General features: G+C 60.1%; 13 protein-coding genes. 11 read left to right on the forward strand and 2 right to left on the reverse strand.

Translation table 11 applies throughout. From position 1 onward, the window contains the following. Positions 1-373 precede the first annotated feature (373 nt). The 8 genes from HGP14_RS27740 to HGP14_RS27775 all read left to right on the forward strand — a co-directional run bounded on the left by HGP14_RS27740 (position 374) and on the right by HGP14_RS27775 (position 11314). The gene (locus tag HGP14_RS27740) at positions 374-1408 is read left to right on the forward strand and encodes an IS110 family transposase (protein ID WP_168833092.1); all 1035 of its coding nucleotides are present in this window, start codon (positions 374-376) and stop codon (positions 1406-1408) included. A 661-nt stretch (positions 1409-2069) separates the two neighbouring features. Then, entirely contained in the window at positions 2070-4451 is a 2382-nt protein-coding gene (locus HGP14_RS27745; RefSeq protein ID WP_246704616.1) for a DUF3604 domain-containing protein, read from the forward strand. Between the two features lie 80 nt (positions 4452-4531). Continuing rightward, on the forward strand, positions 4532-6916 hold the full coding sequence (locus HGP14_RS27750) for a DUF3604 domain-containing protein (protein ID WP_246704617.1): 2385 nt from the start codon (positions 4532-4534) through the stop codon (positions 6914-6916). Positions 6917-6926: 10 nt separating this feature from the next. Continuing rightward, a complete protein-coding gene (locus tag HGP14_RS27755; RefSeq protein WP_168833093.1) occupies positions 6927-8063 on the forward strand; it encodes a hypothetical protein in 1137 nt (378 codons plus the stop codon). Positions 8064-8090: 27 nt separating this feature from the next. Then, positions 8091-9071 carry a peptidyl-prolyl cis-trans isomerase gene (locus tag HGP14_RS27760; RefSeq protein ID WP_168833094.1) on the forward strand — a complete coding sequence of 327 codons (981 nt, stop codon included), beginning with the start codon at positions 8091-8093 and terminating at the stop codon, positions 9069-9071. Continuing rightward, entirely contained in the window at positions 9068-10102 is a 1035-nt protein-coding gene (locus HGP14_RS27765; protein ID WP_246704618.1) for a HupE/UreJ family protein, read from the forward strand. Before HGP14_RS27760 ends, HGP14_RS27765 begins: the two co-directional genes overlap by 4 nt. 13 nt (positions 10103-10115) lie before the next feature. Next, complete coding sequence (locus tag HGP14_RS27770) at positions 10116-10700, forward strand: HupE/UreJ family protein (RefSeq protein WP_168833095.1); 585 nt, start codon at positions 10116-10118, stop codon at positions 10698-10700. Then, positions 10700-11314, forward strand: a complete 615-nt coding sequence (locus HGP14_RS27775) for a HupE/UreJ family protein (protein WP_168833096.1) — start codon at positions 10700-10702, stop codon at positions 11312-11314. The genes HGP14_RS27770 and HGP14_RS27775 overlap by 1 nt, the downstream gene beginning before the upstream one ends. Before the next feature lie 883 nt (positions 11315-12197). Here the strand turns inward: HGP14_RS27775 and HGP14_RS27780 are convergent. Further along, entirely contained in the window at positions 12198-12728 is a 531-nt protein-coding gene (locus HGP14_RS27780; protein WP_168833187.1) for a thermonuclease family protein, read from the reverse strand. Next, complete coding sequence (locus HGP14_RS27785) at positions 12728-13360, reverse strand: hypothetical protein (protein ID WP_246704620.1); 633 nt, start codon at positions 13358-13360, stop codon at positions 12728-12730. Before HGP14_RS27785 ends, HGP14_RS27780 begins: the two co-directional genes overlap by 1 nt. Positions 13361-13489: 129 nt before the next feature. Between HGP14_RS27785 and HGP14_RS27790 the strand changes: the two genes are divergently transcribed. Genes HGP14_RS27790 through HGP14_RS27800 form a run of 3 tightly spaced genes read left to right on the forward strand, consistent with a single transcriptional unit; the run spans position 13490 to position 15033 of the window. Beyond that, positions 13490-14371, forward strand: a complete 882-nt coding sequence (locus HGP14_RS27790; RefSeq protein ID WP_168833097.1) for a lytic transglycosylase domain-containing protein — start codon at positions 13490-13492, stop codon at positions 14369-14371. A 17-nt stretch (positions 14372-14388) separates the two neighbouring features. Further along, entirely contained in the window at positions 14389-14730 is a 342-nt protein-coding gene (locus HGP14_RS27795; protein WP_168833098.1) for a TrbC/VirB2 family protein, read from the forward strand. 12 nt (positions 14731-14742) lie between these two features. After that, on the forward strand, positions 14743-15033 hold the full coding sequence (locus HGP14_RS27800) for a type IV secretion system protein VirB3 (protein ID WP_409527112.1): 291 nt from the start codon (positions 14743-14745) through the stop codon (positions 15031-15033). The last annotated feature ends 2 nt before the right edge of the window (positions 15034-15035 follow it).

The following is a 15035-nucleotide window of genomic DNA, read 5'->3' on the forward strand; positions in this document are numbered from 1 at the left end:
GAGCCGTAACGAACCCTATCGAATAACACCGGTCCTAGCCGGAGCCTGAAAACACGACGCTATGTCGTGAACGTCGTTGGTAAAAGAGCAGGAGACTTATAACGCACCTATGTCAGTCGGCCCAAGGGAAGGGACAACCCACTATGCGCCAGGCGCTTCGAGCGCGAGCTATTGACCGGGACCCAATCTGCGGAGAGCATTATGGCCAGCGGCCCTGTTCTGCGCCGCATTCAAAGGCCGGACACATGGCAGCTCCGACCAGCAGCGTGCAAAAAGTCAAAAACCTCTTGCCAACCCGGAGCAATGGTATGGACCCCGCCCGCCATCGGGCGCAGCCTTCACAACTCCGAAATGGACTAGAAGGAGGATTACCATGTCGATCGTTCGGATTGGTCTCGATCTAGCCAAATACGTCTTTGAGGTTCACGGCGTGGACATTCATGGCAAGGTGGTCCTGCGCAAAAGGTTGCGACGAGATGCCGTCTCTACGTTCTTTGCTAACCTGCCGAAGTGCCTGATTGGTATGGAAGCTTCGAATGGCGCGCATTATTGGGCGAGAACGTTGAAGGCGCTGGGGCATGAGGTTCGGCTCATCAGTCCGCAATTTGTAAAGCCTTATGTCAAATCGAATAAAAACGATCAGAATGATGCGGAAGCGATCTGTGAAGCCATTAGTCGACCGTCGATGCGCTTTGTCCCACCGAAGTCGGCCGATCAGCTGACGATGCAGGCCGTCCATCGGATCCGCCAGCGGCTCATTGGTGATCGTGTGCGGCTCGTCAATCAGATCAGAGGTCTGCTTTCTGAGCATGGTATTGTTGTTGCCCGCGACATCGCGCAGCTTCGTAGACGCCTGGTGGAAATCGTTGGTGACAGCGCCGAGGAACTCGGTGACCTGCTCCGGTCGCTGATGCGGGAATTACATGTGGAACTGACGGAACTGGATACTCGAATCAAGTCATTCGATCTTCGGTTACGAGAGATCTTCCGCGACAGCGAACAATGCCAGCGCCTTGGCAAGATCGAGGGTATTGGACCGGTCACGGCAACAGCCCTGGTTGCAGCTGTTGGCGACCGATCATCGTTCAAAAATGGAAGGCAGTTTGCAGCCTGGCTGGGTTTGGTACCTAAACAGCAATCAAGTGGCGGTCGTCAGCGTTTGTTTGGGATCAGCAAACGAGGAGATCGTTATCTGCGCACATTGCTGATTCACGGTGCCAGAGCGGCCTTGGCCCGAGCTGGCGGCAAACAAGATCCGCGCAGTGTTTGGCTTGGCAAGCTTCGTCTCCGACGTCATCCTAATGTCGCCGCGGTCGCCCTCGCCAACAAGAACGCTCGGATCGTATGGGCGATGCTTTCTGGGAATGAGAACTATGAAATGCAACGATCCGTGGGAAGCGCTGCCTGACGAGAGCATATCAAAAATGGAGATACACGCCTGACAATTGCAGCAAACGGCAGGAGATGAAAAACGGTCACTCCCGTCGCTTTCCGAGCCTGATGTGTGGACCGGCATGGCGTCGTGCCAATGTCTTCGGGGCATTGAGGTGGAAGCGAGCGAAAACCCATCGTGGCTCGCAGCGACGATATCCGCGCTGCATCAGGAAGCCGGATATACGTCAGCAGTTGTGACCAGCAATCCCATCTCGCCAAATCTGTTGCAATCGGGCGGGGTCCATATACCGTCCACACATGGCGCGTAAATGCCGTCGCCTAAAAATCCATGTGATGTCTGCTTTCAGGCAGGGGCGACCACGACCTCTGTGACCGATATGGGAGCGCAAGCCGGAAATTATTTCCACTTGGGGGCCGGAACCGGACGGTCCGCTCTCGGCACGGCTGCCTCAAGTGCGGAAGTTCTCAGCCGACCATGACCGCTTTCCGCCCATGGCGGCCCTTCATTGACCAAGGTTTCGACCGGCCACTTGAGGGGCTGGGACAGCCATTATTCCGACGCAATACCAGCGCAATTTTGCCGCGATAAGCTCCGGTAGCATTCCCAATACAGTTGGTCTTCGAACAGCGCTGACAGTCGCACATCAGTGCGGCACCCATGAGGGAGGTTCCGCATGACTCGAACGGCGATAGTAAAGGCTACCTACGCGTTCCTGCTTGCCAGCACGGCAATTGCGACTGCAGAGGAGGGAAATCCCCTCCGCGACGCCTATTTTGGGGAAACTCACGTTCACACGAGCTGGTCGGCGGATGCCTGGCTGTTCGGCAACCGGATGACCGATCCCGCCGACGCCTACAAGTATTTCAAAGGCGAACCGATCAAGCATCCACTCGGCTATGACATCAAGATCGACACGCCGCTGGATTTCGCAGGCGTCACAGATCACTCCGAATATGTCGGGGTGATCAAGCTGGCCAACGAGCCCAATTCGCCTGTCAGCAAGATAGCGGCGGCTCAACCGCTGATCCTCAAGAACGATAGTACGGAAGCAGCCAATGACGTCTTCCTGTACGCGCTCAACCACATCATGCGCGGTCCGCCGGTCAAGGCGCTGATGAGCCCAGAGATTGCCCACACGGTGTGGGAGCAGAATGTCGCATACGCCAACCAGGCCAACGAGCCGGGGAAGTTCACAGCATTCTGCGCCTATGAGTGGACGTCCATGCCCAACAACATGAACCTCCACCGCAATATCTTCTTCAAGGATTGTGCTCGCGTGCCGGCAGCGCCGTTCAGCTCGCTCGATTCTGCGGACCCATCGGACCTCTGGACGTGGATGGATTCACAACGCCAACAGGGCAACGACCTACTGGCGATCTCGCACAACGCCAATCTCTCAGACGGACGCATGTACCCGACCGAAGTCGACCTTCAGGGGCGCCCGATCGACAAAGCCTACGCCGAAGACCGGATGCGCAACGAACCGTTGATCGAGATAAAGCAGCTTAAGGGAGCATCTGAGACGCATCCGCTGCTGTCGCCCAATGACGAGTTCGCAAACTTCGAGATCCTGGCATTCATGCTCGGCGACCCTGCGGGCCGCATCCCTCATATCATCGGCAGCTATGCCCGCCAGGCTCTGAAGGACGGTCTCGCGCTCCAGGATGCAAAAGGCTTCAACCCTTACAGGTTCGGCTTCGGAGCAGCCGCGGATTCCCACAATACCGGTGTCCCTTATCGCGAGGATAACTTCTTCGGCGGTCACGCCAATTTCGACGGAACCATCGAGACCCGCATGGCGGGCAACGTCTGGGGCGGCCTCGACGTAAGGCTCGAGGGAACTGCAGGCCTCACCGGCGTGTGGGCAGAGGAGAATAGCCGCGAGTCGATATTCAACGCCATGAAGCGCAAGGAGACCTTTGCGGTCAGCGGACCTCATATCAAGGTTCGATTCTTTGGCGGCTGGAACTACGCGGACGGCGAGACCGCCGACCAGCGGCGTGATTTCTGGAAATCAACGCCCGACTGGATCAAGGATCGCGACTGGGTAAAGGCCGCTTACGCTCAGGGTGTGCCCATGGGTGGTGACCTCGCCCCCTTGCCCTCTGGCGACAAGACGCCTTCGTTCGCCATCTGGGCGGTCAAGGACCCCACCTCTGGCAATCTCGATCGTATTCAGATCGTCAAGGGTTGGGCCAAGAGCGGGCAGAGCTTTGAGAAAGTCTTCGACGTCGCCTGGGCAGGTGACAGGACGCCAGACAAGTGGACCGGGGTTGTGCCTCCGATCGGCTCGACGGCAGACGTCGAAAAGGCCACGTACACGAACACGATAGGCGCTGTCGAACTGAAAACCGTGTGGACCGATCCCGAGTTCGATCCGCACGTTCCGGCCTTCTACTACGCCCGCGTGCTCGAGATTCCGACGCCGCGCTGGACGACGATCCAGGCGGCCCAACTGGGCATAGCGCCTCCTGATGTCGTGCCAGCAACCATCCAGGAGCGGGCATGGAGTTCGCCGATCTGGTACTCGCCGTCCGCAGAGATGCAAAAGCAGGCCAAGCCCGGCATGACCGTCGAGGCACTGAAGAAGCAGGGCGCCGTCCAGCTCGGCGACGCCGAGATCAGGGAATTGATCGTCGACAAGTCGACTTGGCTGCAGAACAACGTCACTGGCACCAAATTCAAGATCACCTACAGCGGGTCGGGGAGCGCCAACGCGACGCAGACGCTTTCGCCGATCGACCCGAGCTATCTGACGGCGAAGCTTGGGCAGAACCAGGGCCAGAGCCAGATCAATCACGTCGGGCGCGGTGCGGTTCAGGCAAGCGAGGTCGGTGACGCAGCGGCAGCGAGCTATCTCGGCATAACGTCGCCCTACTACATCAATGACGGCAAGATCGTTACCGTGCTTGCCGGTACACCGATCGAGGTCACCCCCTACAAGCTGGGAGACAAGTACTACGGGGCGCGCAGCAACGAGTTTGGCTACGCCAATTACGAGATCATTCCAGACGTACAGGAGATGAATCCCTTCGGACCCGAGGGACGGGATTGACGTCCACTCGACGAAAAAGCCTGGGGAGATAGGCGACACGATTGTCGCTAGGCGTACAAACCGGATGAGGGAGATTCGACATGAATCGGACCAAGTTTGTGGCATGCTCCTATGCTCTGCTGCTTGCCAGCACCTCGCTTGCGGCGGCCCAGGAGCGAAATCCTCTTCGTGACGCCTATTTCGGCGAAACCCACGTTCATACCAGTTATTCTTTAGACGCCTGGCTGTTCGGAAATCGGATGACCGATCCCGGCGACGCCTACAAGTATTTCAAGGGCGAGCCGATCAAGCACCCGCTCGGATACGACATCAGGATCGACACGCCGCTTGATTTCGCAGGCGTCACCGACCACTCCGAATATGTTGGCGTCGTCAGGCTGGCCAATGACCCCGGCTCGGCCATCAACAAGATGTCGGCCGCGGAACCGCTCATACTCAAGAACAACAGCCAGGAGGAAGTTTCGCGTGTCTACCTCTACGCCCTCAAGCTGCTCGCCGGCGAAAAGATCAAGGCGTTGTTGAGCCCCGAGATCGCACACACGGTGTGGGGAGAGAACATCGATTTTGCGAACAAGGCCAACGAGCCCGGCAAGTTCACTGCCTTCTGTTCCTACGAGTGGACGTCCATGCCGAACAACATGAATCTCCACCGCAATGTCTTCTTCAAGGATTGTGCACACGTACCGGCCGCGCCCTTCAGCGCGTTGGATTCGGACATTCCATCAGACCTATGGAAATGGATGGACGACCAGCGCAGCCAGGGCAACGACCTCCTGGCCATCTCGCATAATGCCAATCTCTCAGACGGACGCATGTATCCGACCGAGATCGATGTGAACGGACGACCGATTGACAGGGCATACGCCGAAGATCGTATGCGCAACGAGCCCCTTATCGAGATTAAGCAAATTAAGGGAGCGTCGGAGACGCATCCGTTGCTGTCCCCCACCGACGAGTTCGCGACATACCAGATCTTCACCTACCTCCTCAGCAATCCCGAGGGCCGGATTCCCCATATCATCGGCAGCTATGCTCGCCAGGCCTTGAAGGATGGCCTAGTGCTGGAAGACACAAAAGGATTCAACCCATACAAGTTCGGGTTCGGCGCAGCTTCCGACTCACATAATACCGGCGCACCCTATCGCCAGGACAACTTCTTCGGCGGCCATGCCAGTCTCGATGGAACGATCGAGAAGCGCATGTCGGGCACAATGTTTGCCGGGATGGATCCCCGACTTGAGAACCCGGCGGGACTGACAGGAGTGTGGGCGGAGGAGAACACGCGCGAGTCGATCTTCAACGCTATGAAGCGCAAGGAGACTTTCGCGGTCAGCGGCCCTCACATCAAGGTCCGGGTCTTCGGTGGCTGGAACTATGCTGAAGGACAGACTGCCGACCAGCGGCACGATTTCTGGAAGTCGACGCCGGACTGGATCAAGGACCGTGACTGGCTCAAGGCCGCCTATGCGCAGGGCGTTCCCATGGGCGGTGATCTCACGCCTCCGCCCGCCGGGGACAAGCCGCCAGCGTTCGCAGTATGGGCGGTCAAGGACCCGACGTCGGGCAACCTTGACCGTATCCAGATCGTCAAGGGCTGGGCCAAGAGCGGTCAGAGCTTCGAGAAAGTCTTCGACGTCGCCTGGGCCGGGGACCGGACACCCGACAAGTGGACCGGTGTCGTGCCGCCGATCGGCTCCACGGTCGACCTGGAAAAGGGCACGTACACGAACAGCATCGGCGCCGTCGAACTGAAGTCCGTTTGGACGGACCCTGAGTTCGACCAGAGTACTCCGGCGTTCTATTACGCCCGCGTGCTTGAAATTCCAACGCCGCGCTGGACTACCATCCAGGCGGCCCAACTCGGCATCGCGCCGCCCGACGTAGCGCCGACCACTGTCCAAGAGCGAGCATGGAGCTCGCCGATCTGGTACACGCCCGCGCCCGAAACCCACAAACTCGCCAAGGCCGGGCCTACGGTCGATGATATCAAGAAAGCTGGCGCGGTCGCTCTTGACGATGCCGAGTTGAAGGCACTGATTGTCGACAAGACCCCCTGGCTGCAGAACAACGTGACCGGTACGAAGTTCCGGATCACGTACAGCGCTTCCGGCACTGCCAACGCCACGCAGACGCTGGCGCCGATCGACCCAAGCTATTTCACGTCGAAACTGGATCAGAACCAGGGACAAGCCCTGGCGGACAATGTCGGCCGCCAAACATTGATGCCCAGCGCCACGGGCGATGCGGCAGCGGCGAGCTATCTCGGCACGCCTTCGCCGTACTATATCAACGACGGCAAGCTCGTGACCGTGCTCGCCGGCACGCCGATCGAAGTCACTGCATACAAGCTCGGGGACAAGGTCTACGGGGCGCGCAGCAACGAGTTCGGCTACGTCAACTACGAGATCATTCCCGAAATCAAGGAGTTGAATCCGCTATCCCCTGGCAACGCGGTGCTCCAGTGAGGAGACTTTGATGAACTCCGAACGGCAGGTGCCAATTCCTTCAGTGCGGTGGCTTAGGCCTGTGCTGAGCGCACTTGTCTTCGTGAGTTCCGTTGCAACCGCGATCGCGTGCCCTCTCTGTTATGAGGCGGCCAAGCAGATGGTGACGATCGGTCAGCAGCTCAACACAGCCGACCGGGTCGTGATTGCCCGGTGGGGCGGGTCCACGACCCACTTCCGGATCGCTTCCGCCATCAAGGGGGATGATGCCGATAGCGCAACAATTGTAGACCCGGTGCTGGCCTCCGACGGAACCGTCCCCTCCGGGTGCGATCCGTGCCTGCTCATCCACTACGCGCTCAATCCGCAATGGACCGCTTTGGGGACCATGCCGATCGAATACGCGGATTGGCTGCGGCAACTGATTGCGACCTACCGGACGAGCGGCGAGCTTCGTCGTGCAACCTGGCCGCAGAGACTGCAGCCGTCGACGGTGCTGAACGAGGCCGGCTCGCGGCAGTGTATTTCACTTGTTCTTCCGCGCCTCGAAAGTCCAGATGCGCTGATCGCACAGATTGCCTGGCAAGAACTCGCTCACGCTCCTTACCAGGCCCTGGAAACGGTGCGCTCGCACGTCGATGCGGGAACGGTCGAGGGCTGGCTGAACGATCCGAAGCTTGCCTCGCGCCGAGCCGTCTATACCCTCGTGCTCGGGTTCGTCGGCGGCCCGGACGACGCGGAGCGCCTTGAGCAAAGGATGGGAGTGGCAGGAACGTCGCATGACGCCACGAACCTCGCCGCGATGATCGGCGCGGACCTCGAGTTGCGCGGGCCGTCGCGCATTGCTTGGGTCGAAGCGACGTATTTTGCCGATCATACGCGGACGATGCCCGAGATCGAAGCCGCCTTGCTCGCGCTCAATGTGCATGGCGAGGCGAATGGCACCATATCCCGCGAACAGGTGATCGACGCCTATCTCGCCTTTATCAGGGAGCGTCCCGCGATGGCCGGCTTCGTCGCGCAGCAGCTCGCCGATTGGAATTACTGGGGTGCCGCGACCGAATACGCAGCACTTCTTGCCTCGGATGCGGTGAAAGACCCGGCCTCCCAGTTCGCAGTCGTCAACTATCTGCAGCGAGCCGCGGCCGCGAAGGCAGCCTTGCAGTAAAGCGTTTGATCTTTGGGGGGCGAGTTCATGTCAGAGCCGTTAGGGTACTCGCCTGAAGATGCTGACAGCCCAAGGGAATCAGGCGAGAAAGGGCCCTCCCGCATTCGCCGCTGGTCGCGCGAACCGCTCTTCCATTTCCTTTTTGCCGCATCGCTCCTCTTCGTCGTCTACCAAATTTTGAACCCGGCCAGCGGTCAAGTCGACCGCACCAAACAGATCACGCTGACCGAGGACGATCTGCGCCAATTGGCCGTGAGCTGGCTTGCCCAAGGGCGCCCCCCACCTTCCACCGCCGAGATGCGCCAACTGGTTGACGAGAGGGTCAGCGAAGAAATCTTGTCCCGCGAAGCCGTGGCGCTCGGCCTCGACAAGGACGACGAGATCATCAAGCGGCGATTGGTGCAGAAGATGAATTTCCTCGCTCAGGACATTGCCGCATTGCAGGCGCCGAGCGACGACGAGCTTGCGAAATGGTACGCCCAGAATGCCGATCGTTTTGCGTTGCCTCCGCGAGCGACTTTTCGGCACCTGTATTTCGCCCTGGATCGGCCGGGTGCGCGGGAGAGGTCTGACGCGGCACTTGCCACGATTGCCGGAAAGCCGGCCGATGCTTCCGAACTGGTGGGCTTCGCAGACCCATTCATGTTCCAGGACTACTACGCCGAACGAACGCCCGAGCAGGTGGCCAGGGAGTTCGGTCCGCCTTTCGCCAAGGCCCTGTTTCAGTTGAAGCCGAGCGTATGGCAGGGGCCGATCCAATCCGGCTATGGCTGGCATCTCGTTTTCGTTGACGCCATCCAGCCGCGCCGGGTCCCCGCATTCGAAGAAGTCAAATCCAACGTCAAGACCGCATGGCTGGATCAAAAGCAGAGCGAGGTCAAACGCACCACGTTCGACGCTTTGCGCGCGCACTACAAGGTCGTGGTTCCCCCACTCGAATCGGTCGACTTGAGAAGCCTGCTGGCACCTCGGACACCGGTCGCCTCGATGGAACCCGCCCCAGAATGAGCGCCCGGTCAAAACCTCGGCCTTGGCTCCGCACCGCCATGATCGCCCTCCTTGCAGCGCTGGTGCTCCCGCTGGCGGCTGCGCGCGCCCATGAGGTTCGGCCCGCCTATCTCCAGATCGATGAGATCGCTCCCGGCCGTTACCAATTGCTGTGGCGGACGCCGGTGCTCTCCGGCATGCGCCTGCCGGTCGTGCTGCGGCTTCCGGACGACGTTCGCGACGTCGTTGAACCAAGCGCCGTGGAACTCTCCGATTCCCTGATCGAGCGTCACGTCCTCGATGCGGGACCAAAAGGGCTGACGGGCGACCGCATCGAGTTCGTGGGCCTTCAGGCCACGATCACCGACGTCCTCGTGCGGGTGCAGTTATCGGATGGCACCCATTCGACCACGCTGGTCCATCCGTCAAAGCCGTGGGTCGACGTTCCCAGATCGCAAGGGACTTTGGAGGTTGCGGCAACCTACCTGTCCCATGGCATCAACCACATCCTCGGCGGCATCGACCATCTCCTGTTCGTGTTCGGATTGCTGCTTTTGGTCAAGGGCTGGAGACGAGTTGCAGCGACCATCACGGCCTTCACCGTTGCGCACAGCCTGACACTGGCGGCCGCGACGTTCGGTTTGATCAGGCTGCCCGAAGCGCCCCTCAACGTTGCGATCGCGATGTCGATCCTCATTCTCGGCGTGGAAATCGTCAAGGCCGCGCGTGGAGAGGCAACGTTCGGTGTCCGCTATCCTTGGGCTATCGCCTTCGGCTTCGGCCTGCTGCACGGCTGCGGGTTCGCTGTCGGTCTCGCGACCGCTGGGCTCCCGGCCGCCGATATCCCGTTCGCTCTATTGTTCTTCAATCTTGGGGTCGAAATCGGCCAGCTCGCCTTCGTCGCCCTGTTCTACACGGTCCTTTGGGCCGCCCGGTCGATTGATCTAGTCATTCCGCGCCGCGCCGAACTGCTGCCGGCCTATCTGGTCGGTACGGCGGGGGCCTATTGGACAATCACTCTGACAGCGCGGCTGATCAATACAGCCGTTTGAAGGAACTCGGGTCATGCGCAGATATCTCACGACGGCCACGATCCTGGTAGTGATGGCTACGAACGCGACGGCCCACACCGGCGCCGGCATTCCCGGTAGTTTTGCATCCGGTTTCGAGCATCCGATATCGGGTTGGGATCATATCGTGGCGATGATCGCGGTCGGACTCTGGGGTGCGCAGTTGGGTGCGCCGGCCATCTGGCTCCTGCCGATCACCTTCCCGCTGATGATGGCTCTCGGTGGCTTCGCCGGGCTGGTGGGGGTGCCATTGCCCGGCGTGGAGATAGCCATCGCGGCTTCGGCGGTCGTCCTCGGCCTTGCGGTCGCCTCGGAGGCTCGACCCGCGCTCTGGGTAGCCATGGTTACCGTCGGTGTGTTCGCGATTTTTCACGGATACGCCCACGGGGCCGAACTGGAAAGAGGGACCGATCCACTTGCTTACAGCCTCGGCTTTGTGATCGCGACCGGGCTTCTTCATGCCCTCGGTATCCTGATTGGCGAGCTTCATCGGTGGAGGCTCGGCGAAAGGGCGGTGCAGCTTCTGGGCGCCGCCGTCGCCGTCGCCGGCGCTAGTTTCTTCTACAGTGCGGTCGCCTGATGGGATTGGCGCCGCAGAACAGACGCCTGTATTCGACTGCTGCCGTCGCACTGCTCGTGTCGACGATTTCGTCGCCGGCAGATGCACATCTGATCGCCACCGGCTCCGGTCCTTTCTTCGACGGCCTGTTTCACAGCCTCGTTTCAGTCGAAGGCATGTTGGCGGTAGCAGGCGTGGCGGTACTGGCCGGTCTATCAGGCAAGGCTGGCGCGCGCGCGGCAGTGATCGTTTACCCGCTGGCATGGCTGGCCGGCGCTCTCTATGGGATTCGTTTCGGCGCAGCACCCCTGCAGCCCTGGCTGTCGATTGCGACCTTCCTGGGATTGGGTCTTGCCATAGCGACGAAGATCAGGCTGGCTCCTCTCGCGGTTGGAGCGTTGGCCCTCCTGGTGGCTCTCGCGTTTGGCCCCACGGCGACCTACGATTTGCCGGCCCTGTCCTCTACCAGTCTCTTCTTGCTCGGAAGCGTATCCGCCGTAAGCGTTCCGTTCATTGTAATCTCCGCAGTGGCACTCGCGCTGGGCGACGGCTGGACCCTCATTGCTCTGAGAGCGCTTGGCAGTTGGCTGGCAGCGACAGGCCTGTTGCTGCTTGGCTGGACGTTGCGAGGCTGACGCGGTTCAACCGGACGGTGGCTTGACCTTGGCCGGCTCCGCCGGCATGCGAGATAGGCCAAGCTGAGGTCCGCTCTTGATGCCGGCGGAGGAGCCGTCCACAGCATCACAAGCGGACATGCAAGAATGCCGAAACTACTCCCAAGCTGCATGTTGCAGCACTATCCTGTAGCCATCCGGTCTCCGCGGTGAAGGTTAGCGATCGGTGCGGCTCGGCAAGCGCCTTGCGTCAGCGAATGGCGGAGAAATATCCAATTTCCGTTCACGCAGAAGATTGTAGTCCGCGACGGGTCGCCGGCTCGCCGTGCGGTCGACGGCCCTTGCGCGCCAGTCATTCATGTCGAGGACATATGTGCCCACATACCGTAACGAACGGCCATGGCCTGCTTTTCGGCCGATAGGTACGCGCTGTCGGGGATCGCGTCGGGAACGCTCCTTGCCCAGCCGAACCTCAGAAGCCCGAGAGCCAGATCATGACCACCCACGAGACAGCGCCCAACGAGCAAGGGGCCTACGCCTTCGGCCCGGCACTCGACCCGTTTGTGTTGCACCGCCCTCTTCAGCCAGGCTTTGGCGAATGACCCACACGGCACCGGCTTCAACCGACCCTCAATCGCGGATGCTGTGTCCGGATCAAAGACCCACTGCGGCAATTCGCACGCGTCGATTCCGGCGAGCCTGACTTGGAACCGATACTGAGGGAACCAAAGCGTTCGGCCGTCCACGACAGATGCCCTGCCGACAATTCTGGAAGGGGCCGGAGATGGTGCTGGTGAGCGAAATACGGCAGGCGGGGAGGCAGGAAGGTCGGCGCTGCGCCCAGCAGCAGTGCCGAGAATGAGGGATGCCAGCACGAGAGCGGACGCTTTCAGCAGGGTCATAGCTATGGCCCCCTCGCCCGTGTCGCGGCTCTTCCAAGGGCAAGCGACGGATGCTGAACGTCGGCAAACCGCCAGAGGCCGGATTTGGATTCTCTCGCCTGATGCTCTGCAACCGCATAAGCCGGGTTGGCGGGGAGCCCGTTCTGGCCAAGTGCCGCGAAGGCATAGCCACGACTGATCAGAGCTGTTCCGAGATCTACCCTTTGATCGCCGACGGCGGCCGAGCAAACCACGTAGAACAGTTCGGGCGTTGTCGCCACCGGTGCGCAGCGTGGGCCGGTATCCTGGATGAAGGCAGCAAGGAACGCCATCGATGCGTCACCACAATCGAGGCGCCGACCTGCAGCATTTGTGAAATAGGTTCCGCGCAGGCACGACTGGACACCGAAGAGCCGATAGCGGCTTTTGCCGTCAATCCAGGTATCTCCAGTGACCAATGTCACGCCGGGATGGAGTTCAATTTCGCGAGCGGGAGCGGCCAAGGCAGTGCCGACGCATAGCATGATCAAGAGTGCCACGGTTCCGTCTCGCATCATGGCTGTGTCCTCGGATCGGCCCACATGCCGAATCCCTGCCGGCCGATCTTCTCAGCCTCCGCCAGGTCCGGTCGCATCAGCGACCCATCCGGTTTTTTCGCCAGACGGAGCGCACCAAGTGACAGCAACTGCTCTTCGAAATTGTCGATACTGTCGAGCGATCCCGGAAGATTGTAGTAGCCGAAGCACGTCACGTCCTGCGTTGCCGCATTCTCCTCGGAAAGAAACGCCCGGCAGAGGATGACCATCGGAGATTTGAGAAGGATCTGCAGCTGCTGCTGCCCGAAGGCTTGGCAGCTCCCGGAGAAATTTTCCTTCCGGTTCACCATCTCTCCCTGGCAGGGCTCCAGACCGTAGAGATGTAAGGTGGTCTTGCCGCCGACGCTTATGTCGTTCGGCGAACCGGCATAAAACCCACTGGCTGAGGCATACCCCTTGCGAGATACGACGGTCTGGTTCCCGTCATGGTACTCGACGACCAGCACCGTTTTTCCCGGCGCGGCAAGAGACTTGATGTAGGCGGGATCGACAAGGCCGGCAGCAAAGGCGCCAGACACGAGCGCGAACCCCACCGCAAGCAGTGTCGCGATCGAGACTTTCGTTGTTCGGACCAAACGAGTTCGTGACATCCCCTATCCTTATCCAACACCAGCAATTAGCCGCTTCGTCGATTACTCGAACTATAACAGTTCATTTTCCGAATTGACAATAAGCGATTTTTGATATCGTTTGGCTGTAGAAAACGCATGGGTAGCCTAATGGCCAGCAAGCACCAGATAACTTTGATTGCGACGGTGGCGTGCCTGTATTCAGCTGCGGCGCAAGCTCAAAGCCATGATAAATTTGATATTTCTCGTTTTTACGGACATACTTACGACAGCGCATTCCCACGCTCACGGAGTGAGCCGCGACAAGAGACGGAGTTCGAGATCAACGGTGCAGGCGTGGTTGTTTCCGCGGGAACATTCAATAGCGGTACCCAGGATGCGAACTATAATGGTTCGTTTTTGTCACCGCGAGATCAGATCGGATCAAGAGCGATGTCCCTAACGCCATTGACGGAAACTAAAACCGAAATAGTCCGCACCGGTAGAGAATCGGCTTCAGCCTCTTCACCGCCTTGTGGTGCCTCGCCAGCGTCAGCAGAAGAAATCAAGGCATTGGTGGTCGAAAGCGCCGGGCGCTACGGTGTGGATCCAGACTTCGCGCTTGCCGTCGCGTGGACCGAAAGCCGGTTCGACCAAGTCCGCAACAGCCCCAAGGGTGCGCGCGGGCCTATGCAGTTGATGCCGGTTACTGCGAAGCGGTTCAACGTGACGAATGTTTGCGACCCCGCCGACAATATCGATGCTGGAATGCGCTATCTCCGCGCGCTTCTCGACGAATTCAAAAGCCCGATCATCGCCGCAGCAGCCTACAACGCCGGCGAGCAAGCCGTCTACGACAGCGGCGGCATGCCAGCCTATCCCGAGACCGTCCGCTACGTGGCCTCGGTGATCAATCGCCAGCTCGGGCTTGGCTTTCCTGTCAAGCGAACAGGCCGCAGCCGCAATCAGACAAAGGACAGCGACAACACAATCGCGAGCGACGTCATCGGCGCACGAACGCCGAAGTTCATCGGCGGGGTCATGCAGTTCTGAATCGAAAGGAGTCGACTATGAAGCTTGTTGTACTGCTCGATCGTCAAAATAGTTGGGCGCGCGGCGCAACCGTTCTCGGTGCTCTCGCCCTGCTGCAGTTCGCCACGGCGGACCTCGCCATCGCGCAGGCGACCAACCAGGCGTTCGCTCCCCTGCAAACGGTCGTTCAGGCGGTCGTCGATTTCATCACCGGTCCGTTTGGTCGCCTCATCGCCATCATCGCCGTCATCGGTCTTGGGTTTCTAGCCTTCGCCGGGCGTCTGAGCTGGTTCACAGCCGGCGCTGTCGTCCTCGGCATCGGCCTGGTCTTCGGCGCACCGGCCATCGTCGACCAGCTGATATCGACGGTCGGGAATTAGGTCTTGGCAGCCATGGAGGATGACAAACCCCAGCTGACCCCCGTGGTGATCGGACTGACCCGCTCGCCGACGCTTTGGGGCGTGCCCTACATGGCCGTGGTGATTGTCATCGGCCTGACGATCATCGCCTGGCTGGCAACCAACGAGTTGTGGGCGCTGCTGACGGCGCCGTTTGCCTATGCCGTTCTTTTCACGCTCTGCAGCTGGGACGCGCGCGTCCTCGATGTGTTGCAGGTTTCCACGCGGCTGACGCCCAGGACGCCGAATAAGACGTTCTGGGGTGCGAATTCCTACGGGCCATGACC

Source organism: Rhizobium sp. P32RR-XVIII (genome assembly GCF_012641395.1).
GTDB lineage: Bacteria > Pseudomonadota > Alphaproteobacteria > Rhizobiales > Rhizobiaceae > Rhizobium.

What these genes read in the sequence shown, in the direction of transcription:
- HGP14_RS27740 (WP_168833092.1), top strand. Translation starts at nt 374, where the DNA reads ATGTCGATCGTTCGGATTGGTCTCGATCTAGCCAAATACGTCTTTGAG.
- HGP14_RS27745 (WP_246704616.1), top strand. Translation starts at nt 2,070, where the DNA reads ATGACTCGAACGGCGATAGTAAAGGCTACCTACGCGTTCCTGCTTGCC.
- HGP14_RS27750 (WP_246704617.1), top strand. Translation starts at nt 4,532, where the DNA reads ATGAATCGGACCAAGTTTGTGGCATGCTCCTATGCTCTGCTGCTTGCC.
- HGP14_RS27755 (WP_168833093.1), top strand. Translation starts at nt 6,927, where the DNA reads ATGAACTCCGAACGGCAGGTGCCAATTCCTTCAGTGCGGTGGCTTAGG.
- HGP14_RS27760 (WP_168833094.1), top strand. Translation starts at nt 8,091, where the DNA reads ATGTCAGAGCCGTTAGGGTACTCGCCTGAAGATGCTGACAGCCCAAGG.
- HGP14_RS27765 (WP_246704618.1), top strand. Translation starts at nt 9,068, where the DNA reads ATGAGCGCCCGGTCAAAACCTCGGCCTTGGCTCCGCACCGCCATGATC.
- HGP14_RS27770 (WP_168833095.1), top strand. Translation starts at nt 10,116, where the DNA reads ATGCGCAGATATCTCACGACGGCCACGATCCTGGTAGTGATGGCTACG.
- HGP14_RS27775 (WP_168833096.1), top strand. Translation starts at nt 10,700, where the DNA reads ATGGGATTGGCGCCGCAGAACAGACGCCTGTATTCGACTGCTGCCGTC.
- HGP14_RS27780 (WP_168833187.1), bottom strand. Translation starts at nt 12,728, where the DNA reads ATGCGAGACGGAACCGTGGCACTCTTGATCATGCTATGCGTCGGCACT.
- HGP14_RS27785 (WP_246704620.1), bottom strand. Translation starts at nt 13,360, where the DNA reads ATGTCACGAACTCGTTTGGTCCGAACAACGAAAGTCTCGATCGCGACA.
- HGP14_RS27790 (WP_168833097.1), top strand. Translation starts at nt 13,490, where the DNA reads ATGGCCAGCAAGCACCAGATAACTTTGATTGCGACGGTGGCGTGCCTG.
- HGP14_RS27795 (WP_168833098.1), top strand. Translation starts at nt 14,389, where the DNA reads ATGAAGCTTGTTGTACTGCTCGATCGTCAAAATAGTTGGGCGCGCGGC.
- HGP14_RS27800 (WP_409527112.1), top strand. Translation starts at nt 14,743, where the DNA reads ATGGAGGATGACAAACCCCAGCTGACCCCCGTGGTGATCGGACTGACC.